This is a genomic window from Saliniramus fredricksonii, assembly GCF_900094735.1.
Lineage (GTDB): Bacteria > Pseudomonadota > Alphaproteobacteria > Rhizobiales > Beijerinckiaceae > Saliniramus > Saliniramus fredricksonii.
The window spans coordinates 893679-914627 of record NZ_FMBM01000001.1; the positions used below are offsets into that span (position 1 = coordinate 893679).

The 20949-nt window shown below is 65.3% G+C and carries 17 protein-coding genes; 6 read left to right on the forward strand and 11 right to left on the reverse strand.

The features are described from left to right. Nucleotides 1–18: 18 nt before the first annotated feature. Nucleotides 19–993, reverse strand: coding sequence for a zinc metalloprotease HtpX (htpX, locus tag GA0071312_RS04040; protein ID WP_074443703.1), 975 nt, complete (start codon nucleotides 991–993; stop codon nucleotides 19–21). A gap of 192 nt (nucleotides 994–1185) precedes the next feature. Between htpX and GA0071312_RS04045 the strand changes: the two genes are divergently transcribed. Next, on the forward strand, nucleotides 1186–1380 hold the full coding sequence (locus tag GA0071312_RS04045; RefSeq protein ID WP_074444206.1) for a DUF1674 domain-containing protein: 195 nt from the start codon (nucleotides 1186–1188) through the stop codon (nucleotides 1378–1380). A gap of 37 nt (nucleotides 1381–1417) precedes the next feature. Here the strand turns inward: GA0071312_RS04045 and GA0071312_RS04050 are convergent, their stop codons facing one another. Next, complete coding sequence (locus GA0071312_RS04050; protein WP_083204291.1) at nucleotides 1418–2524, reverse strand: DUF2125 domain-containing protein; 1107 nt, start codon at nucleotides 2522–2524, stop codon at nucleotides 1418–1420. A gap of 81 nt (nucleotides 2525–2605) precedes the next feature. On the opposite strand from GA0071312_RS04050, the gene GA0071312_RS04055 reads away from it, so the two are divergent. From GA0071312_RS04055 to pdeM, 4 genes are all read left to right on the forward strand, one after another. Then, nucleotides 2606–3208 (forward strand): gamma-glutamylcyclotransferase, encoded by a 603-nt coding sequence (locus tag GA0071312_RS04055; RefSeq protein WP_275261939.1) that lies wholly within the window; start codon nucleotides 2606–2608, stop codon nucleotides 3206–3208. A gap of 209 nt (nucleotides 3209–3417) precedes the next feature. After that, on the forward strand, nucleotides 3418–6123 hold the full coding sequence (acnA, locus tag GA0071312_RS04060; protein ID WP_074443704.1) for an aconitate hydratase AcnA: 2706 nt from the start codon (nucleotides 3418–3420) through the stop codon (nucleotides 6121–6123). Nucleotides 6124–6248: 125 nt separating this feature from the next. Beyond that, nucleotides 6249–8750: a ligase-associated DNA damage response DEXH box helicase gene (locus GA0071312_RS04065; protein ID WP_074443705.1), complete on the forward strand. Its 2502-nt coding sequence runs from the start codon at nucleotides 6249–6251 to the stop codon at nucleotides 8748–8750. A 24-nt stretch (nucleotides 8751–8774) separates the two neighbouring features. Next, on the forward strand, nucleotides 8775–9503 hold the full coding sequence (gene pdeM, locus GA0071312_RS04070; protein WP_074443706.1) for a ligase-associated DNA damage response endonuclease PdeM: 729 nt from the start codon (nucleotides 8775–8777) through the stop codon (nucleotides 9501–9503). Between the two features lie 9 nt (nucleotides 9504–9512). On the opposite strand, the gene glyS is transcribed toward pdeM, so the two are convergent. From glyS to GA0071312_RS04090, 4 genes are all read right to left on the reverse strand, one after another. Continuing rightward, nucleotides 9513–11696 (reverse strand): glycine--tRNA ligase subunit beta, encoded by a 2184-nt coding sequence (glyS, locus tag GA0071312_RS04075; RefSeq protein WP_074443707.1) that lies wholly within the window; start codon nucleotides 11694–11696, stop codon nucleotides 9513–9515. Between the two features lie 112 nt (nucleotides 11697–11808). Further along, nucleotides 11809–12909: an NAD(P)/FAD-dependent oxidoreductase gene (locus GA0071312_RS04080; RefSeq protein WP_074443708.1), complete on the reverse strand. Its 1101-nt coding sequence runs from the start codon at nucleotides 12907–12909 to the stop codon at nucleotides 11809–11811. 27 nt (nucleotides 12910–12936) lie between these two features. After that, the gene (ppa, locus tag GA0071312_RS04085) at nucleotides 12937–13470 is read right to left on the reverse strand and encodes an inorganic diphosphatase (protein WP_074443709.1); all 534 of its coding nucleotides are present in this window, start codon (nucleotides 13468–13470) and stop codon (nucleotides 12937–12939) included. Nucleotides 13471–13583: 113 nt separating this feature from the next. Next, nucleotides 13584–14288: a ribonuclease activity regulator RraA gene (locus tag GA0071312_RS04090; RefSeq protein ID WP_074443710.1), complete on the reverse strand. Its 705-nt coding sequence runs from the start codon at nucleotides 14286–14288 to the stop codon at nucleotides 13584–13586. A gap of 315 nt (nucleotides 14289–14603) precedes the next feature. On the opposite strand from GA0071312_RS04090, the gene GA0071312_RS04095 reads away from it, so the two are divergent. Then, nucleotides 14604–16403 (forward strand): glycoside hydrolase family 15 protein, encoded by a 1800-nt coding sequence (locus GA0071312_RS04095; RefSeq protein WP_074443711.1) that lies wholly within the window; start codon nucleotides 14604–14606, stop codon nucleotides 16401–16403. A 66-nt stretch (nucleotides 16404–16469) separates the two neighbouring features. Here the strand turns inward: GA0071312_RS04095 and phnE (GA0071312_RS04100) are convergent, their stop codons facing one another. From phnE (GA0071312_RS04100) to GA0071312_RS04120, 5 genes are all read right to left on the reverse strand, one after another. After that, nucleotides 16470–17282, reverse strand: coding sequence for a phosphonate ABC transporter, permease protein PhnE (gene phnE, locus GA0071312_RS04100; RefSeq protein ID WP_074443712.1), 813 nt, complete (start codon nucleotides 17280–17282; stop codon nucleotides 16470–16472). Next, nucleotides 17279–18082: a phosphonate ABC transporter, permease protein PhnE gene (gene phnE, locus GA0071312_RS04105; protein ID WP_074443713.1), complete on the reverse strand. Its 804-nt coding sequence runs from the start codon at nucleotides 18080–18082 to the stop codon at nucleotides 17279–17281. The genes phnE (GA0071312_RS04100) and phnE (GA0071312_RS04105) overlap by 4 nt, the downstream gene beginning before the upstream one ends. Next, complete coding sequence (phnC, locus tag GA0071312_RS04110) at nucleotides 18079–18900, reverse strand: phosphonate ABC transporter ATP-binding protein (RefSeq protein WP_074443714.1); 822 nt, start codon at nucleotides 18898–18900, stop codon at nucleotides 18079–18081. The genes phnE (GA0071312_RS04105) and phnC overlap by 4 nt, the downstream gene beginning before the upstream one ends. 70 nt (nucleotides 18901–18970) lie before the next feature. Further along, entirely contained in the window at nucleotides 18971–19921 is a 951-nt protein-coding gene (gene phnD, locus GA0071312_RS04115; RefSeq protein WP_074443715.1) for a phosphate/phosphite/phosphonate ABC transporter substrate-binding protein, read from the reverse strand. Between the two features lie 139 nt (nucleotides 19922–20060). Then, on the reverse strand, nucleotides 20061–20945 hold the full coding sequence (locus GA0071312_RS04120; RefSeq protein ID WP_074443716.1) for a DMT family transporter: 885 nt from the start codon (nucleotides 20943–20945) through the stop codon (nucleotides 20061–20063). Between the last annotated feature and the right edge of the window lie 4 nt (nucleotides 20946–20949).

Consider the following 20949-nt stretch of genomic DNA (forward strand, 5'->3'; position numbering starts at 1 on the left):
CACGGTCCGCAGAGGCCTTTACCCCCAGGGCCCGCGACGGCGTCCCGCCCGCCCGCCCGCCCAGGGCGCACCCGGCGGCGGGCCGGCATGGCCGCGACGCACGGGAGCGGCACCGGGGGCGGCCATGCCCACCGGGGCGCTCATCCCGCCGATCCCCATCTGCTGCGCGAGACCTTCCAGAGCGGCGATGCGGTTGGCGGTATCGGGATGCGTCGAGAACATGTTGTCCATCGCCTCGCGCCGCAGCGGGTTGATGATGAACATCGAGGCCGTGGCCGGATGTCGCTCGGCATTTTCGTTGGGGATGCGCGCGACGCCGCCGGCGATCTTTTCCAGCGCCGAAGAGAGCCAGAGCGGGTTGCCGCAGATCTCCGCGCCCATCCGGTCCGCCACGTATTCGCGCGAGCGGCTGATCGCCATCTGGATCAGCATCGCCGCCATGGGCGCGAGGATCATCATGGCGAGCATGATGAAGGGATGCGGGCGGTTGTCGCCGCGCCCGCCGAAGAGGAAGCCGAATTGCGCCAGCGTCGAGAGCGCGCCGGCGATCGTCGCCGAGACCGTCATGATCAGTGTGTCGCGGGATTTGACGTGGGCCAGCTCGTGCGCCATCACGCCGGCGAGCTCCTCGCGCGAGAGCATCCGCATCAACCCGGTCGTCGCCGCGACGGCGGCGTTTTCCGGGTTGCGTCCGGTGGCGAAGGCGTTGGGCTGCGGGTTGTCGATGATATAGACCTTCGGCATGGGCAGCTCGGCGCGCTGTGCGAGTTCGCTGACCATACGCACGAATTCCGGCGCGCTCGCCTCGTCCACCTCGCGCGCCCCGTGGGCCCGCAGGGCGAGCTTGTCGGAATTCCAATAGGCATAGACATTGGTCCCGGCGGCGATGACGAGGGCGATCAGCATCCCCGCCTCACCGCCGATCATCAGTCCGACGACGCCGAACAGGGCGGTCATCGCAGCCAGCAGCAAGCCAGTCTTGAAGTAGTTCATCGACGGGTCCCATTCTGGTGAAAACCGCCCTATATGTGGGGTGTGTACCGGTCTTACGGCAAGGTCATGGCAGGATCTGAGGTGGGATTCCGGTGCTTCAGGATACTGGTTTTCGACGAGGACGACATGCAATCCGACAGTATCACGACAGATCTTCCGGCAGAGGAGCCCGCAGAGCCGCCTGCAGCCGAGATGCCCGGTGCGGCACCCGGCAAGCCGTTGAGCGCTGCCGCACGCCGGGCGCTCGAGGAAGCGGCCGAGCGCCGCGCGGAGATCGACGCCCGCGCCGCCGGGATCACGAAGGATCCCGAGCGCCTCGGGCGCGGCGGGCTGGAGCCCGTGCGCTACAACGATTGGGAGATCAAGGGCACCGCCTGCGATTTCTGAGCCATTGCCCTGCGATTTCCGACGCGCATGGTTCGTATCAGAAGACCGGTTGCAGCCGCACCTGCGGGATCGGGATCGGCCCCATGAAGACGCGGCCGTCACGCAGATCGAGCGGCGGGAAACGGCGCAGGTCTTCCGGCCCCATCGTCGTCTCGTCGCGCGGCGCCAGCGCGTCGAGCATCATCATTGCATTGCCCTGCTGCTGGCCGCCTCCGAGCAGGCGCCCGACCAGATCCTCGATCCCCGCTGCTGACGGCTCGATCCGGCCCTGAAGGCGCAAGGCCTCGTCCAGACCCAGTTCCCCGGCGATCTGCACATGCGCATCGCCCTTGCGGATATCGATCATCTCGAGAATGAGTGTCCCGCCCGCATCGCGCCAGTTCACGGCCATCTGGCGCGGCGAGCCGGCACGCAGGCTGCGCAGACTGGTGGTGCGCGCGCCGATCTCGACCCGGGCCGGGCGATCATCGCCGACCAGGCGGTCAAGTGCCGGTGCGCGGGCGTCGCTGGCGCGCATCACGATGTCGACAGCACCGGTACCGGGTGCGAGATCGGGGGCGGGGCGCAAATACAGCTCGACCCGTTCGGCGGAGGCCTCCATCGGAACCGTGCCCGTCCCCCGGACCGTGATCTCGGGTGCACGCAGATCCAGTGCGAACTGCTCCGTCCCGCGTCCCAGCTCGGTGATGCTGGCCTGCAGGCTTTCCCAATCGCCCTCGAACGCGGCGACGCCGTCCGTGCCGCGGAAAGGACCTGCGGCTTCGATGATGACGTGGCGCGGCTGATAGACCTGCGCCACGGCCCGCGTCGGCCCGAGCGAGAAGGTGGTGCCGTCGGAGCGGGTGAAGATCAGACTCGCACAGGAAATCGCGATGCGGAACGGGTAGCCGCCGATATTGCGATCGGCGCAATCCCAGTTGCGCCCGAGATTGGCCTCGCGCACCAGCCGGGCCTCGATCTCGCCGTCGACACGCTCGCGCACGTAGAACCAGGCCGCACTCCATACCACGATCAGTGTCACGAGCAGGATATAGGGCGCAAACAGCCAGAACCGGCGCGTCCGGCGACGCGGCGCCGGTGGCGCGGCATCCCGGTCGGAATCGTGATCGGGAGAATCTGGCGGTGAATCGTCTGGGCTCGACATCGAATGCTCCAATTCCGGGCGGGCGCCGGGTCGATCGATTGCGATACGCCCGCGAACCTGATAGCGCCTCTCGTGCAGGAAATCGAGGGCGAGAACGTGACCGACGGACAGCTTGCGACAGACGATCTCTGGGTCTTTGGCTACGGCTCGCTGATGTGGCGCCCGGGCTTTCGATACGAAGAGTGCCACCGGGCCGAGCTTCTGGGTTTCCATCGGGCCTTGTGCGTCTATTCCTACGTCCATCGTGGCACGCCGGATCGCCCGGGCCTCGTGCTCGGCCTCGATCGTGGCGGGGCCTGTACCGGTATGGCTTTCCGGGTCGCCGCGCGGGAAACGGAGGCGGTGATCGCCTATCTGCGGGCGCGCGAGCAGGCGACCATGGTGTATGAGGAAAGCCGGGTGAAGGTCTCCCTTGAAGACGGGCGCGAGATCGAGGCGCTCACCTACGTGGTCGATCGCGCGCACGAGCAATATGCCGGGCGTCTGCCCACAGGCGAACTCCTGCGCCTGATTCGGCAGGGGGTCGGGCAATCCGGCGAGAATCCCGAATACGTCATCGCCACGGCGGCGCATCTGCAGGAAATGGGCGTGGCCGATCCGCTGCTCGACGGTTTGTCGCGGGCGCTGACCGGTGAGCACTCCGACGACGGCAGCGAAGACGGCCCGCAACACCCCAGACCTTAGAATCATTCCTGATGAGGTAGATTGCGCGGCGCGTTTCGGTTATACGCCGCACAGTGCGCCGCGTTACCAGTGCGCGCCGGTCCGGCCCCAGGGCCCCGGCGCGCCGATCGCGATGGGCGTCCGGGCGCTCCCGGAGCGGCGCGGGTGGTTTTCATGGGAATGCCATCTTTGTCGAATCTGTTGGGTCATCCAGCAAGCGAGGAACGCTCATGTCGCTCGATAGCTTCAATTGCCGCCGCGAAATCACCGTCGGCGACCAGAAATACACCTATTTCTCCATTCCGGAGGCGGAGAAGAACGGTCTCGAAGGCGCCTCGCGCCTGCCGTTCTCGCTCAAGGTTCTGCTCGAGAACCTGCTGCGCCACGAAGACGGGCGCACGGTCACCAGGGACGATATCGCCGCCGTCGCCGCCTGGCTCGAAGACAAGGGCTCGGCCGGACGCGAGATCGCCTATCGCCCCGCCCGCGTGCTGATGCAGGACTTCACCGGCGTTCCGGCCGTGGTCGATCTCGCCGCCATGCGTGACGGCATCACCCAGCTCGGTGGCGATCCGGCCCGGATCAACCCGCTCGTGCCCGTCGATCTCGTCATCGACCATTCGGTGATCGTCGACGAATTCGGCACACCGAAGGCCTTTGCGCATAATGTCGAGCTGGAATATCAGCGCAATGGCGAGCGCTACCGCTTCCTGAAATGGGGCCAGTCCGCCTTCGACAATTTCTCCGTCGTGCCCCCCGGCACCGGCATCTGCCACCAGGTCAACCTTGAATACATCTCCCAGGCCGTCTGGACCCGCAAGGACGAGAAGACCGGCGAGACCATCGCCTATCCGGATACGCTGGTGGGCACCGATTCGCACACCACCATGGTCAACGGGCTCGCCGTGCTCGGCTGGGGTGTGGGCGGCATCGAGGCGGAAGCGGCCATGCTCGGCCAGCCGGTTTCCATGCTGATTCCGGAAGTGATCGGCTTCAAGCTGACCGGCAAGCTCAAGGAAGGCGTCACCGCCACCGATCTCGTGCTGACCGTGACGCAGATGCTGCGCGCCAAGGGCGTCGTCGGGAAGTTCGTCGAATTCTACGGGCCCGGTCTCGACGACATGCCCGTCGCCGACCGCGCCACCATCGGCAACATGGCCCCCGAATACGGCGCCACCTGCGGCCTGTTCCCGATCGACCAGCGCACGCTCGATTACCTCAACGTCTCGGGCCGTGAGGAATCCCGTCTCGCCCTCGTCGAGGAATATGCCAAGGCGCAGGGCATGTGGCGCGATGCAAAGACGCCCGATCCGGTCGTCACCGATGCGCTCGCGCTCGATCTCGGCGATGTGGTTCCCTCGCTGGCAGGCCCCAAGCGCCCGCAGGACCGCGTGCTGCTCACCGATGCCAAGCCCTCCTTCGAAGACGCGATGGAGAAAGAGTTCAAGAAGGCGATCGATCTCTCAAAGCGCTACAAGGTCGAGGGCGCCAATTTCGATCTGGGCGACGGCGATGTCGTGATCGCCGCGATCACATCGTGCACCAACACCTCCAATCCTTCCGTGATGATCGGCGCCGGCCTGCTCGCGCGCAATGCAGTGAAGAAGGGCCTCAAGACCAAGCCTTGGGTGAAGACCTCGCTTGCACCCGGTTCGCAGGTCGTGGCGGAATATCTCGAAGCTGCCGGCCTGCAGGGCGATCTCGACGCGCTCGGCTTCAACCTGGTCGGCTTCGGCTGCACCACCTGCATCGGCAATTCCGGCCCGCTCGATCCGCCGATCTCCAAGGCGATCAACGACAACGATCTCGTCGCGGTCTCCGTGCTCTCGGGCAACCGCAATTTCGAGGGCCGCGTCAATCCGGATGTGCGCGCCAATTATCTCGCCTCGCCGCCGCTGGTCGTGGCCTATGCGCTGGCGGGCACGATGTTTGCCGATATCGTCAACGAGCCGCTCGGCCATGATCCCGACGGCAAGCCGGTCTATCTGAAGGACATCTGGCCCTCCGCCAAGGAGATCCAGGACTTCATCGACAAGACCGTCACGCGCGAACTGTTCAAGACCCGCTATGCCGATGTCTTCAAGGGCGACGACAACTGGCAGGCTGTCGAGGTCGAGGGCGGCATGACCTATGCCTGGCAGGGTGGTTCCACCTATGTCCAGAACCCGCCCTATTTCGACGGTATCACCAAGGAGCCGGCGCCGATCACGGATATCGAGAATGCCCGGGTGCTGGGCCTGTTCCTCGATTCGATCACGACCGACCACATCTCGCCTGCGGGCAATATCCGCGTCGCCTCGCCGGCGGGGCAGTATCTGCAGGAGCATCAGGTCGCCGTGGCCGATTTCAACCAGTACGGCACCCGTCGCGGCAACCACGAGATCATGATGCGCGGCACCTTCGCCAATATCCGCATCAAGAACCAGATGGTGAAGGACGAGGAAGGCAACGTGGTCGAGGGTGGCTACACCATCCACCACCCCTCCGGCGAGCGGATGTACATTTATGATGCCGCCATGCGTTACGCTGAGGAAGGCGCACCGCTGGTGATCTTCGCCGGCAAGGAATACGGTTCCGGCTCCTCGCGCGACTGGGCGGCCAAGGGCACGCGGCTTCTGGGCGTACGCGCGGTGATCGTGGAGAGCTTCGAGCGTATCCACCGCTCCAACCTCGTGGGCATGGGCGTGCTGCCGCTCGTCTTTGACGAGGGCCACACCTGGCAGTCGCTGGGCATCACCGGCGCCGAGCAGGTCTCCATCAAGGGGCTCGCCGGCGACCAGCTCAAGCCGCGCCAGAAGCTCACCGCGCAGGTCACCTTCGCCGATGGTTCGGTGAAGGACGTGCCGGTGATCTGCCGTATCGATACGCTGGACGAGCTGGAATATTTCCGCAACGGCGGCATCCTGCACTACGTCCTGCGCCAGCTCGCCGCCTGATCGGCGCGCGATCGCGATATTGATGACGACCGGGCGACAGGTGCGCCCGGTCGATTCGTTTTCCGGGCGCTCTTTCTCGTTGTTGCGGGCTCCCCGTCGCGCGCAAACGCGCTACTCTCTGAACCGTGTCACACGATCCCGATCCTCTCCTGCCCCTGCGCTTTCGCGACTGGTTCGCCGGTCGCGGCTGGCAGCCGCGCGACCATCAGCTGGAACTGCTCGCCCTGGCGCGGGCGCGAAGCAGCGCGCTTCTCGTCGCCCCCACCGGCGCGGGCAAGACGCTGGCCGGGTTCCTGCCGAGCATGGTCGATCTGGCCGATGCCCCGTTGAAACCGCGCGAAAACCGGCTGCACACGCTCTACATCTCGCCGCTGAAGGCGCTCGCCGTCGATGTGGCCCGCAATCTCGAGACCCCTGCGCGGGAGATGCGGCTTGATCTCGCCATCGAGACCCGCACCGGCGACACGCCTGCCCACAAGCGGGCACTCCAGATGGAGCGTCCGCCGCAGATCCTGCTCACCACCCCCGAGCAGCTCGCCCTGATGCTCGCTCATCGCGAGGCGCGCAATCTCTTTGCCGGATTGCAGCGCGTCGTGCTCGACGAATTGCACGCCCTCGTCACCTCCAAGCGCGGAGATCTGCTCTCGCTCGATCTCGCCCGGCTCTTCGCCCTCGCCCCCGATTTCACGGCAGTGGGGCTCTCGGCCACGGTGCGTGAACCGCAGGCGCTCGCGCGCTATCTCACGCCCGACGATGCCCGCCCGCCGCAGATCGTCACCGTGGAAGGCGGGGCGCGTGCCGAGATCCGGATGCTGGAATCCGACCATCCGCTGCCGCAGGCCGGGCATACGGCGGCGGCGTCGATGCCCGCGATCTACGAGCTGATCCGCCGCCACAGGACGACGCTCGTCTTCGTCAATACCCGCATGCAGGCGGAATTCGTCTTTCAGGCTTTGTGGCGGCTCAACGAGGAGACCCTGCCCATCGCCCTGCATCACGGCTCCCTCGATGTCGCGCAGCGCCGCAAGGTCGAGGCGGCAATGGTCGAGGGGCGGCTCAAGGCGGTGGTCTGCACCGCGACCCTCGATCTCGGCATCGATTGGGGGGATGTCGATCTCGTGATCAATGTCGGCGCGCCCAAGGGCGCGAGCCGGATCCTGCAGCGGATCGGGCGGGCCAATCACCGGCTCGACGAACCCTCGCGCGCCTATCTCGTGCCGGCTAACCGTTTCGAGATCCTCGAATGCCGCGCGGCGCTCGATGCGGTGGAGGAAGCCGCCCAGGACACGCCCGACATGCATCCCGGCGCCCTCGACGTGCTGGCCCAGCATGTGCTCGGCATGGCCTGTGCCGAGGCTTTCGATGCCGATGACCTCTTTAGCGAAATCCGCATGGCCGCGCCCTATCGCGATCTCGACCGCGAGACCTTCGACGACGTGCTGCGCTTCGTCGCGACGGGGGGTTATGCGCTCACCGCCTATGAGCGTTTCGCGCGTATCGTGCAGGGCAAGGACGGGCTGTGGCGCGTACGCGATGCCCGTACCGCACAGCAATACCGCATGAATGTGGGCACCATCGTCGAGGCCACGATGGTGAAGGTGCGGCTTGGACGTCCCGGTCGCGCCGGCCAGCCGGTGGGGCGCGGCGGGCGCGTTCTGGGCGAGGTCGAGGAATATTTCGCCGAGACGCTCTCGCCCGGTGATACCTTTCTCTTTGCCGGCGAAGTCTTGACCTTTCACGGTCTCACCGAGGATGCGGCCATCGTCTCGCGTGCCGCTGCGGGGACGGATCCGAAGATCCCCAGCTATGCCGGGGGCAAATTCCCGCTCTCGACCTATCTCGCGGCGCGGGTGCGCGGCTATCTGGCCGATCCGCAGAGCTGGGCGCGGCTGCCTGCGCAGCTCGTCGCACTGCTCGATCTGCAAAGGCTGCGCTCGCGCCTGCCGGGCCCGGACGATCTGTTGGTCGAGACCTTCATGCGCGCGGGGCGCTCCTATCTCGTGGCCTATCCCTTCGAGGGCCGGCTCGCGCATCAGACGCTCGGCATGCTGCTCACGCGCAGGCTTGAACGCGCCCGGATGAAGCCGCTCGGCTTCGTCGCCAATGATTACGGGCTCTGCGTCTGGGGGCTGCGCGATATCGGCCTGATGGAGAAGACGAAACCCGGTTTCATCGCGGATCTCTTCGCCCAGGACATGCTCGGTGACGATCTTGAGGAATGGCTTGAGGAATCGGCGCTGATGAAGCGGACCTTCCGCTATTGCGCGGTGATCGCCGGGCTGATCGAGCGGCATTATCCCGGCCAGAAGAAGACCACGCGCCAGGTCACCTTCTCCACCGATCTCGTCTATGACGTGCTGCGCAAGCACGATCCGCGCCACATTCTCCTGCGGGCGGCGCGTCAGGATGCGGCGACGGGGCTGCTTGACCTCAAGCGCCTCGCCGTGATGCTGGAGCGGATCAAGGGGCGAATCATCCACCAGCCACTCACCCGCGTCTCGCCGCTCGGCGTTTCGATCATGCTCGAGATCGGGCGCGAGAGTGTCTATGGCGAAGGCGCGGATGATCTGCTGGCCCAGGCGGAAGAGGAATTGATGCGTGAAGCGGCGGGGACCGGGAATGCCTGACCATGCTTGTCTAGTAGCCGGCTCATGAAATTGGCGACCAAATCTATAGCCGACGAACGATACACCGCCGAGAGTGCCTTCAGCCTCGGCCGTCTCGCTGCGATCTGCGATTTATCCGGCGCGCTCTGGCTGCCCGACGAGCGCACGCTTCTGGTGGCTGATCTGCATTTCGAGAAGGGCGCCGCGCGTGCGGCGCGCGGCTACCTGCTTCCGCCCTATGATACCCGCGAGACATTAAGCCGGCTTAGTAAGGTCATCGCCCAACATGATCCTTGCCGCGTGATCGCCCTGGGCGATTCCTTCCATGATCGCCATGGGCCGGCCCGGCTCTCCGGTCCGGCGCTCGCCACGGAGCGCGCCATGCTGGCCGATCTGATGCGCGGGCGCGAGTGGCTCTGGCTCACCGGCAATCACGACCCCGCCCTGCCCGATTCACTCGGCGGTGACGTCGCCGCGCGCACGGAACTCGCCGGCGTGCGCCTGGTGCATGAGCCCTCTCTCGACAGCGGGCCTGAAATCGCCGGCCATCTGCATCCCGTCGCGAAGCTCACGGGCCGGGCCGGGCGGCTGCGCGCGCGCTGCTTCGCCCGCAATACGACGCGCTGCATCATGCCCGCCTTCGGCGCCTTCACCGGCGGTCTCAACCTGCGCGACGCCGCCTTCGCTCCATTTTTCCCCGACGGCGCCACCGCGCATGTGATCGGGCGTAAGCGCGTCTATGCGGTTGCCCGGGACCGGCTCGTGGCGGATTGAGCAACGCCCTCAGCCGCGATCACCGCCCTGAATCAGGCTGAAATCTGCCACGGCGCGGGTGGCCTCGCGCAGGGCGTGGAGCAGGCGCAGGCGGTTGTCGCGAAGCGCGGGATCCTCGGCATTGACGGTGACCTTGTCGAAGAAGGCATCGACCGGCGCGCGCAATTGCGAGAGGGCACGCATCGCGGCTTCGAAATCCTCCCTCGCGATCGCCGCTTGCGCCTCGTCGCGGCTGCGTGCGAGTGCCACGGCCAGCGCCTTTTCCTCGATCTGGCCGCGTTCCTGGATCAGGGCGAGATCGGGGGCGGTGTCGAAGGGCTTGCCGTCCTTCTTTTCCTCGATGCGCAGGATATTGGCCGCGCGCTTGAAACCCGCAAGCAGGTTGGCGCCGTCTTCCGTATCGAGGAAATGGCCGAGCGCCTCGACCCGGCGCACGGCGGAGGTAAGATCATCCTGGCCGGGCAGGGCGAAGACCGCATCGATCAGATCGTGGCGCGCGCCGTGATCGCGCAGATACACCTTGAGGCGATCCACCAGGAAGGCGAGCAGATCGGCCTCGTCGGAGCGCGCGGGCGCGCCGCCTTCCTTGCCTGAATCGCGTTTGCCGACGCCGGACGTGACCGCGACGCCCTGCGCGGCGAGGCGTTCGCCCCAGGCGATGAAGAGCGGCTCGAATACGCGCGAAAGCGCGAGACGCACGCCGTTATCGAGCAGGAGCCGGATCACCCCGAGCGCCGCGCGGCGCAGGGCATAGGGGTCCTTCGAGCCCGTCGGCTTCTCGTCGATCGCCCAGAAGCCGGTCAGCGTGTCGATCTTGTCGGCCAAAGCCACCGCGATGGTGACCGGGGCTTTCGGTACGGCGTCGGTGGGGCCGAGGGGGCGGTAATGATCCTCGATGGCGGCGGCGACCGCGTCATCCTCGCCCTGTGCCTGCGCATAATAGCGCCCCATCAGACCCTGCAATTCGGGGAATTCGCCGACCATCTCGGTGACGAGATCAGCCTTGGATAGCTGCGCGGCGCGCGCGGCGCGCGCGGGATCGGCATCCACGATCGGAGCCAGTTCGCGCGCGAGATCGCCGATGCGGGCGATGCGGGCGGCCTGGGTGCCGAGTTTCTCGTGGAAGATGATCGAATCGAGGCGCGGCAGACGCGCTTCCAGCCCGGTGGCGCGATCGGTCTCCCAGAAGAATTTCGCATCGGAGAGCCGCGCGCGCACCACGCGCTCGTTCCCCGCCACGATCTGCGCGCCGCCATCGCTGGCTGCAATGTTGGCGACCATGATGAAACGATTGGCGAGCCGCCCGTCCGGGCCGGCGAGCACGAAACATTTCTGGTTGGTGCGGATGGTGGCGCGAATCACCTCGTCGGGAATGGTGAGAAAGGCCTCGTCGAAGCTGCCCATCAGGGTCACGGGCCATTCGACCAGTCCGGCTACCTCTTCGAGCAGCGCATCGTCTTCCACCAGCGTCAGCCCCTGGGCGAAGGCGAGATCGCGCGCGTCATGGGCGATGATATCCTGTCGCTGCTGCGAATCGGCGATGACCTTCGCTTTCTCCAGAGCAGCGACGTAATCGTCGAGGCGGCGCACGGGGATCGGCGTGGGCGCGAGGAAGCGGTGGCCGTAAGTGACATCGCCCGCCGCGATGCCGCCGATCTCGAAGGGTACGACCTCCGGTTCTTCGGTCTCGGGGCCGAATGTGCACAGGATCGAACGCAGCGGGCGCACCCATGTCAGAGAACCGGGGGTGGCCGATTGCGCACCCCAGCGCATGGATTTCGGCCAGGGGAAATTGCGAATGATCTCCGGCAGGATCTCAGTGAGCACCTCGGGCGTGGGCAGGCCGGGGCGCTCGATCACGGCCACGTAGAAATCGCCTTTCTTCGCGTCGCTGCGGATCGCGGCATCCTCGATCCGCGACAGCCCCGCGCCCTTGAGGAAGCCCGCGAGCGCGGCTTCCGGCGCGCCCACGCGTGGGCCCTTGCGTTCCTCGCGCCGATCCTCGCCCTTCGCGGGCAGGCCGGCTATGTGGAGTGCGAGCCGGCGCGGCGTCACCAGCGTGCGCGCGCCCTCATAGAGAAAGCCCCGCTCGACCAGCGCATCGGTGACCCGCCTGCGCAGATCCTCCGCAGCCTTGCGCTGCATGCGCGCGGGAATTTCCTCGCTGAACAGTTCGAGCAGAAGATCGGGCATGGGAGGGCGTGCCTGGGCTGGGTGTTGCAAAAGCTGTCGACCACGGGGCTATAGCGGGTCGAAGGCAGGCGCGGCAAGAGCGAACGGCATTGCGCGCAGACGCGGACGTCGCTCAGGCCGCTGCCCGGTTTTCGTCGAGAGCCGCCACCACGACATCCGCGATCGACAGGCAGGAGGTCAGCCCGGGGCTCTCGATGCCGAACAGGGCGACATGGCCCGGCAGACCATGCTCCTGCGGCCCGCAGATCATGAAATCCGCCGCCGGCTCGCCGGGGCCGGTGAGTTTGGGGCGGATGCCGGAATAATCCGCCGTCAGGGCGCCATCGGGCAGGGCGGGCCAGTAGCGCCGGATTGCGGCATAGAAACTCTCCGCGCGCTGCGGATCCACCTCGTAATCTTCGCTCTCGACCCATTCCACATCCGGGCCGAAGCGCATCTGCCCGCCGAGATCGAGGGTCACATGCACGCCGAGTCCGCCATCGACCGGGGCGGGATAGATCAGGCGCGAGAAGGCCGGGCGTCCGGTGCAGCCGAAATAATTGCCCTTGGCATAGACGAGCGGCGGGATCAGCTTTTCGGCGAACCCCTCCGTCGCCCGTGCAAGCCCCTGCGCGCCGAGCGCTGCGGCATTGATGACGGCATCGAAGGGCATTTCCTCATCCGCCACCGTCGCCTGCCAGCGCCCCTCATGACGGCGCAGATGCGTGACAGCGGTCTCGAAGGCGACCATGCCGCCGTGATCCTCCAGATCACCCTGCAAAGCCAGCATGAGGGCATGGCTGTCGACGATGCCGGTCTGCGGGCTCCACAGGGCGCCGACGCAGGAAAGCTCCGGCTCCATGGCCCGGGCATCCGCCCCGTCAAGCAGCGTGAGCCCTTCGACACCATTGATCGCACCCTGCTGCGCGATCGCCTCGATCTTGCTGCGCTCGGCCTCATTGGTGGCGACGATCAGCTTGCCGGGGCGGGCATGGGGCACGCCGTGGCTCTCGCAGAAGGCATAGAGCCGCCGGCGGCCGGCGACGCAATGATGCGCCTTGCCGGAGCCGGTGGGGTAATACATGCCCGCATGGATCACCTCGCTGTTGCGCGAGGAGACGCCGGAGCCGATCGATCCGGTCGCTTCCGCCACCACGATGCTATGGCCGGCCATGGCGAGCGCGCGCGCACAGGCGAGCCCGACGACACCGGCGCCGATGACGAGGATTTCCATCAGTTTCGCCCTCGCCTCATCTGCTGCTCACCCTTCCTTGCGGGCCCGGTCGATCGATTCCCTGATCATCCTGCGCGCCTCGGCGGCATCGCCCCAGCGCACGATCCTGACCCATTTGCCGGGTTCGAGATCCTTGTAATGCGCGAAGAAATGCTCGATCTGCTTGAGCGTGATATCGGGCATGTCGGACACGTCCTTGACGCCGTCATAGCGCTTGGTCAGCTTGGAGGTCGGCACGGCGACGATCTTCTCGTCCTGCCCCGCTTCGTCTTCCATGATCAGGACGCCGACAGGCCGCACCGCGATCACCGCGCCGGGCACGATGGCGCGTGTGTTGGCGACGAGCACATCGCACGGGTCACCGTCATCGGAGAGCGTATGCGGGATGAAGCCGTAATTGCCCGGATAACGCATCGAGGTATAGAGAAAGCGATCGACCACCAGCGTGCCGGCATCCTTGTCGAGCTCGTATTTGATCGGCTCGCCGCCGATCGGAACCTCGATCACGACATTGACTTCATCCGGGGGGTTCTTGCCGATGGAAACGGCGTCGATACGCATCGCGATAGCCTCCTCACTCGTGAGATCACATCAGACGGGGTCAAATGTGAAGGACGCGTGGTCCTAACCTTTTCGCGCCTGCGAGACAAGCAGGCACAAGGTCGGATACGGGCTCACAGACCGTCCTTCTGCGCCTCGTAGCGGGCCCTGGTCTCCTCGTTGGGCGGGTACAGGCCGGGAAGCGCCACGCCGCGTTCGACCTCGCGCATGATCCACATTTCGAGCCGCTCCTGCTCGACAGCGGCATGGGTGACCTCCTCGACCATGGCGGCGGGTATCACCACGGCGCCGTCCGAATCGGCGACGATCAGATCATCGGGGAACACCGCCACGCCGCCGCAGCCGATCGGTTCCTGCCAGCCGACGAAGGTCAGCCCCGCCACCGAGGCCGGCGCCGCAACGCCGCTCGCCCAGACCGGCAGGCCGGTATCGGAAACACCGGCCCCGTCACGCACCACACCATCAGTGATCAGCCCGGCGACGCCGCGCTTGTGCATGCGCGCGCACAGGATGTCACCGAAGATGCCGGCATCGTCGATTCCCATCGCATCGACGATGGCGACGGCCCCTTCCGGCATGTCTTCGATCGCGGCGCGGGTGGAGCGCGGCGAGGACCAGGATTCGGGCGTGGCGAGATCCTCGCGCATGGGCACGAAACGCAGGGTGAAGGCGGGGCCGACGAGGCGTTCATGCGCATGATAGAGCGGTCTGGGGCCCCGCATCCAGGAGCGCCGCAGACCCTTCTTCAGGAGGACGGTGGTCAGCGTCGCGGTGGTGACGGCGCGCAGCGCGTCGAGAATGGCTAAATCATGCGGCATGGCGACCTCCGGATCAGCAAGCGCGGGCGGGTGCCCGTTTCCATCAAGCGATACGCAAGAGCGCAGCGTACCGCAATCCGTACGGCCCTGCCCAGATGGCGCTTTTCTCGGCAATCCGTATGGGCGGGATGGGGTGAAGGGTCTGCAGCATGCTCGAGCTGCGCTCTTGATTGCCGTTCAGGTGCGTCTTTCAAACCGTGAGCCGGTATCCATCTGACGCAATGATGCTCCGGCTGCGACGCCATTGAGGATTTGTTCGTGTGATCCAGGTAGTATCAGCAAGATCACGAATCGCGCCAACCGGAGGGCCAGCCCATGAGCTCGCTCGATCTCGCCGTGATCGGCAATTGCATGAGTGCCGCGCTGATTGACCGGCGCGCCCAGATCGTCTGGGGATGCTTTCCCCGCATCGATGGCGATCCCGTCTTCTGCGCCCTGCTGGACGGGGAGGAAGTCGGCAATGGAAAGCATGCGAAGCGTGGCGTTTTCGCCGTCGAGCTGGAAGGCATGACGCGATGCGAGCAGCATTATCTCGGCAACACCGCCATCCTGATCTCGACGCTCCATGACGATGACGGCAATGCCGTCGAGATCACCGATTTCGCGCCGCGCTTCATCCATTACGACCGCACCTTCCGCCAGCCCGGCATGGTGCGCCGGGTGCGCCCCATCGCAGGGCGCCCGCGCATCCGCATCCGGCTGCGCCCGATGTTCGAATGGGGCGCGCGCGCCCCCGAGATCACGCGCGGCTCCAATCACATGCGCTTCGTCGGCCCCGGCCAGGCGCTGCGGCTGACCACTGACGCGCCGATCGCCTATGTGGCGGAGGAGCGCCCCTTCGTGCTCGAATCGCGCATTTCCCTGATCTTCGGCCCGGACGAGCCTCTGCGCAGTTCCGTCGATGCCACGGCGCGCGATTTCTTCGAACGCACGACGGATTACTGGGCGAACTGGGTTCGCTCGCTCTCGATCCCGTTCGAATGGCAGGAGGACGTGATCCGCGCGGCGATCACCCTGAAACTGTGCAATTTCGAGGAGACCGGCGGCATCGTCGCCGCGCTCACCACCTCGATCCCGGAAGCACCGCATACCCAGCGCAACTGGGATTACCGCTATTGCTGGCTGCGCGACGCGTATTTCGTCGTCCATGCCCTCAACCGGCTCGGCACCACCCGCACCATGGAGGGCTTCCTCGCCTTCATCGCCAATATCGTCGATGATTCGGAGGATGAGAAACTCGCCCCGCTCTTCGGCATCACCCGCGAGAGCAAGCTGGAGGAACATGCGGCATCCGCCTTGCCCGGCTATCGCGGCATGGGACCTGTGCGCTACGGCAATGCCGCCTATACGCAGATCCAGAACGACGTCTATGGCAGCGTCGTGCTCGCTTCCACGCATCTTTTCTTCGACAAGCGCCTGCATCGCGCCGGCATGCATCACCTGTTCGAGCAGCTGGAGAAGCTCGGCGCCAAGGCGGTCGCGGTCTATGACACGCCCGATGCAGGGCCGTGGGAATTGCGCACCATGGCGGCGATACACACCTTCTCCGCCGTGATGTGCTGGGCCGCCTGCGACCGGCTCGCACGCATTGCCACTCATATCGGGTTGCATGAGCGCGCCGAGCACTGGCGCAACCACGCAGATCTGATGCACGCTGCCATCTGCGAGCGCATCTGGAACCCGCGGAAAGGCCATTTCGTCTCGACCTTCGAGGGTGAGGATCTCGATGCGACATTGCTGCTTCTGGCCGAGCTCGGCTTCGTCGCCTGCAGCGACGAGCGCTTCATCATGACCGTGGAGGCCATCGACCGGCAATTGCGCCGGGGGCATCTGGTCAAGCGCTATGCCGTCGCCGATGATTTCGGCCGGATGGAGACGGGCTTCCTGATCTGCTCTTTCTGGTTCGTCGATGCCCTCTGGGCGATCGGGCGCTGTGACGAGGCGCGCGCCATGTTCGAGGAAGTGCTGAAGCTGCGCAATTCCTTCGGGTTGCTCTCGGAAGATGCCGATTTCGAAACCGGCGCGCTCTGGGGCAATTTCCCGCAGACCTATTCCATGGTTGGCCTGATCAATTCCGCCGTGCGGCTCTCACGCACATGGGAGGAGGCATTCTGAGGGGCGTGCCCCTCAGGATTTTCGCAACAGCGATGCGCTTTCGTCCGTCGGGTTGGTACCGACACGTCAGATGATCGCGTGGCGTACCTTGGCCGAGACCCATTCCGAGAAGACGACCGTGGCAAGGATCAGCAGCAGGATCACCGTCACCTGCGGCCATGCCAGCACGTTGAGGGAAGACTGCAGCTTGAGCCCGATACCGCCGGCGCCGACAAGCCCGAGAATGGTGCTCTCGCGGATGTTGATATCCCAGCGAAACACCGAAATCCCCCAGAAGGCCGGCATGACCTGCGGCACGATTCCGTAATTCAGGATCTGCGCCTCGCTCGCCCCGGTCGCTGCGATCGCCTCGACCTGGCGAACATCGGTCTCCTCGATCGCCTCATAGAGAAGCTTGCCGACGAAGCCGATGGAGCGCAGGGCGATCGCGATGATACCCGCCAGCAATCCCGGACCGATGATCGCAACCAGCAGCAGCGCCCAGATCAGCGCATTGATCGAACGCGATGCCACGATGATGAACAGGGCGATCGGACGCAGGATGGTGGCGGAGGGCGTGGTGTTTCGCGCGGCCATGAAGGCGATCGGCACCGCCATGATCACGCCGCCGATCGTGCCGATCGTGGCGATGTTGATCGTATCCCACAGGGGCTGCATCAGTTCCGGCAGATAGGACAGGCGCGGTGGCCACATGCGGCTGCCGATATCCGATGCCTGCCGGGGCGCGTCCTGGACGAAGGCCCAGATCGTGTTCTTCGTCATCAACTGCCAGCACCAGACGAACAGAGCCACGAGCCCGAGCCAGCCCATCCACATGAACAGCCGTGTGCGCGGCGTGCGATGGCTCCAGACCTCCTTGTAATGCGTGATCTCGCTCATTGCAGAAACTTTCGAAGATAGCTGGAGCCGTATTCGGCGATCATGACGATACCGATGATGATCAGGAGGATTGCGCCGGCGCTGTCATATTCGTAGCGGTCCATCGCGGTGTTGAGAGTCGCCCCGATGCCGCCGGCACCGACGATGCCGATCACCGCGCTCTCGCGAAAATTGATGTCGAGCCGGTAGAGCGACAGGCCGATCAGCCGTGGCATGACCTGCGGCTGGATGGCGTAGTTGATCAGTTGCAGCCAGGAGGCTCCGGTCGAACGCACCGCCTCGGCCTGGGTCTCGTCGATCTCCTCGATATCATCCGCGAGCAGTTTCGCGATGAAGCCGATCGTCGCGAAGGACAGCGTCAGGAACCCGGCAAAGGGGCCGAAACCGAACATCGCCACGAGGAAGATCGCGATGATCACCTCCTGCAGCGAGCGGCTCACCGCGATGATTGTTCGGCAGACATAATAGACCGGCGCCGGTGCCAGGTTGCGCGCCGCGCCGATGCCGACAGGGATCGAGAGGATCACGCCGATCACTGTCGAGGTGAGCGTCATCGTCAGGCTTTCGATCAGCCCCCGATAGATATCGTTCCAGCGGCTGGTGAAATCGGGCTGCAGAAAGCCCATGATGAAGCGCTGGCCGCGCTCCAGCCCGACGATCACACGCTCCCAGTTGACCTCAAGCGTGCCGATGGCGAGGACAAGATAGACCAGAATGGCGATCTGCAGACCGATGCGCCAGGTGCGGTCCTTGATGATCTGTGGCGGACGGCGCCAGGTTGTCGGATAGGTGGTGCTCATACCGCAATCGCCTCCAGACGCCGTTTGGCGTCGGCCTCGGCATCCGCCTGCTCCTCGTCACCACGACGCATGGCGTTCCAGTCCTCTGCGCCGTAGATTTCGGTCAGGGCGGCTTCATTGAGTTGCTCTGGCGGCCCGTCGAAGACGACGCGCCCGGCGCGCAGGCCGACGATTCGCTGCATGAATTGCTGCGCCAGCGGCACGTCGTGAATATTGATGATGGCCGGAAGGCCGCGCTCGGCGCAGATCTCGATGAGAAGCCGCATGATCTGGCGCGACGTCTTGGGATCGAGGCTTGCGGTCGGTTCATCGACGAGCAAGAGCTCCGGCTCCTGGGCGAGCGCACGCGCGATACCCACGCGCTGGCGCTGACCGCCGGAGAGCGCGTCGGCCCGCTTGTCGGCCTGGTCCATCAGACCGACACGGTCGAGCAGGCGATAGGCGAGCTGGATGTCGGAAGGCGGATATTTCCGCAGGAAGCTGCGCCAGAACGGAACGTAGCCGAGCCGTCCCGAAAGCACGTTTTCCATCACGGTCAGGCGCTCGACCAGCGAATATTCCTGGAAGATCATGCCGATGCGGCGGCGTTGCCGGCGCAGTTCGGACTTGCCGAGCCGCACCAGATCGACATCACTGAGCACGACCTGACCGGCGCTCGGCTCTACCAGCCGGTTGATGCACCGGATCATGGTGGATTTGCCCGCGCCCGAAGGTCCGATGAGACCCATGATCTGGCCCTTGGGGATGGTCAGTGTCACGTCGCTGAGCGCGGCGTCGCCCGTTTTGTAGGTCTTCGTCAAGCCTTCGAGGTGCAGCATGGCGGCATCTTTCCAAAAAAGAGGCATGGGCGACAACCTGCCGCCCATGCTGGTTCTTGCAACGAAAGGTTCAGTTACATTCGTAGACGACGCCGTTGGCTTCATCAATGGTGCGGATCACCGCCCAGTCTTCCTGGAACGTGATCGGAATGAACTGGTCCTCACCGTTACGACCGAATTCCTCGGCCAGAGCAGAGCCTTCCCACTCGAAGCTGAAGAAGGCTTCCTGGATCTTTTCCTGCAGATCCGGGGCCAGGTTGTAGACCGTGCCGTAACCCGTGGTCGGGAAGGTCTGCGACTGATAGATCGTCACGAGCTGGTCTTCGCTGACGACGTCGCGGTCGATCATCCGGCCCTTGACCGAATTGGCGATCGAAGCGGCGATGTAGTCCTTGTTGGCGACGCCGAGGATCGAGCTGTCATGCGCACCCGAGAAGGTCGGCTCGAAATCGGTGCCGGCTTCCATGCCGAACTCGGCCATGAGGATGGCGGAGGGAGCCTTGAAGCCCGAATTGGAGGTCTCCGAGGTGAAGGCGAGCGTCTCGCCCCGAATGTCCTCGACTTCCTCGATGCCGGAGTCCGGATAGGTGATGATTTCCATCTCGTAACCGAAGGAGCCGTCTTCAGCCGCCATCATGGCGAAGGGACGGAAACCGGCGCAGGCCACGGCCAGCGGGTTCGAGCCGGTGTTGAAGCCGGCAACGTGCAGGCGACCGGCGCGCATGGCCTCGATCTGGGCGGCGTTCGACTGGACCGGGAAGAACTGGACGTTCTTGCCCGTCACTTCGGCCATGTGATCGAGAAAGCCCTGCCAGACTTCGGCATAGACAGCCGGATCTTCGACCGGCGTATAGGCGAAGATCAGCGTGTCCGGATCAATCCAGTCCGCAGAATCTTCCGGAATGTCGGCGATGAGATCGCCGTCATTGTCGACATAGCGGCTGCCGAGCTGGAATTCGGCCTGGGCGGGAAAGGCGACGGCGAGCGCGGCGAGCGCGGTCAGGGTTGCAAGTGCTTTCATAATTCTCCCCTAGGTGTTGGATGACGGCGTTGATAGCGGCTTTGGATGACAGTTGCATGACAGCCTGCCATGCGTGACGCTCTGGTCAGGAGCCGGCTCATGACCTTGCGCGATCAAGTGTCGTTGCGTCAGGCTCGATTCACGCGCCAGCCTGGCCGCCGCGTCGCTCGCGGTAGCTGATGTAGATCCCCGCACCGGCGATCACGCAGGCGCCCAGGATCGTATAACGATCCGGGAGCGTGCCGAAGGCGATGAAGGCGAGTGCGCCGGCCCAGACGATCTGGCCATAGGCATAAGGTGCGACCAGCGATGCGCTGGCATCGCGTAGGGCGAGGACCACGAGGCCGTGACCGGCGCTGGAGACGAGCCCCATCGCCAGCGCAACCCAGAGCTGGTCTGCCTGTGGCGCGACCCAGAAGAACGGTACGGCGAAGCTGGCGATGACGAAACCCACCAGGGCCGACCAGGCGAGCGTCGTCACCGGTGCGTCGCGCGCGCTGACATAGCGCGTGATCGTCCCCGCGATGGCCCAGGAGGTTGCCGCCAGCACGGGGAAGAGCGATGCGATCCGGAAGGCGTCGGTGCCCGGGCGCATCACGATCAGTACCCCGCAAAAGCCGATGACGGCCGCAGCCCAGCGTCGCCAGCCGACCACTTCATGCAGGAAGACGACGGCAAAAGCCGTCAGCAGGATCGGCAGGATGAAGAAGATCGCCGTCGCATCGGCCACCGGCAGAAACACGATGCCGCTCATGAAGAAGACCGCAGAGCCGAGCATGCCCAGTCCGCGGACGATCTGCAGACCGGGGCGCCGCGAGGCGAAGCCCTGCACGCCTCGGGTCGCGAGCAGAAAGCCCAGAATCAGCACTGCGAAGACAATGTAGCGCATCCAGGCGATCATCAGGGGCGGCAGTTCGGGGGTCAGCATCTTGGCGAAAACGTCGCCACAGGCGAAGAGCGCCGTACCGGCGACCATCGCGAGAATACCGCGCAGAGGATGGGTCGTGCTCGGTGCGACCGCCATCACG

Bases quoted from the DNA above. Each gene is read 5' to 3' on its own strand.
- htpX (WP_074443703.1), bottom strand. From the start codon at position 993: ATGAACTACTTCAAGACTGGCTTGCTGCTGGCTGCGATGACCGCCCTG.
- GA0071312_RS04045 (WP_074444206.1), top strand. From the start codon at position 1,186: ATGCCCGGTGCGGCACCCGGCAAGCCGTTGAGCGCTGCCGCACGCCGG.
- GA0071312_RS04050 (WP_083204291.1), bottom strand. From the start codon at position 2,524: ATGTCGAGCCCAGACGATTCACCGCCAGATTCTCCCGATCACGATTCC.
- acnA (WP_074443704.1), top strand. From the start codon at position 3,418: ATGTCGCTCGATAGCTTCAATTGCCGCCGCGAAATCACCGTCGGCGAC.
- pdeM (WP_074443706.1), top strand. From the start codon at position 8,775: ATGAAATTGGCGACCAAATCTATAGCCGACGAACGATACACCGCCGAG.
- glyS (WP_074443707.1), bottom strand. From the start codon at position 11,696: ATGCCCGATCTTCTGCTCGAACTGTTCAGCGAGGAAATTCCCGCGCGC.
- GA0071312_RS04080 (WP_074443708.1), bottom strand. From the start codon at position 12,909: ATGGAAATCCTCGTCATCGGCGCCGGTGTCGTCGGGCTCGCCTGTGCG.
- ppa (WP_074443709.1), bottom strand. From the start codon at position 13,470: ATGCGTATCGACGCCGTTTCCATCGGCAAGAACCCCCCGGATGAAGTC.
- GA0071312_RS04090 (WP_074443710.1), bottom strand. From the start codon at position 14,288: ATGCCGCATGATTTAGCCATTCTCGACGCGCTGCGCGCCGTCACCACC.
- GA0071312_RS04095 (WP_074443711.1), top strand. From the start codon at position 14,604: ATGAGCTCGCTCGATCTCGCCGTGATCGGCAATTGCATGAGTGCCGCG.
- phnE (WP_074443712.1), bottom strand. From the start codon at position 17,282: ATGAGCGAGATCACGCATTACAAGGAGGTCTGGAGCCATCGCACGCCG.
- phnE (WP_074443713.1), bottom strand. From the start codon at position 18,082: ATGAGCACCACCTATCCGACAACCTGGCGCCGTCCGCCACAGATCATC.
- phnC (WP_074443714.1), bottom strand. From the start codon at position 18,900: ATGCTGCACCTCGAAGGCTTGACGAAGACCTACAAAACGGGCGACGCC.
- phnD (WP_074443715.1), bottom strand. From the start codon at position 19,921: ATGAAAGCACTTGCAACCCTGACCGCGCTCGCCGCGCTCGCCGTCGCC.
- GA0071312_RS04120 (WP_074443716.1), bottom strand. From the start codon at position 20,945: ATGGCGGTCGCACCGAGCACGACCCATCCTCTGCGCGGTATTCTCGCG.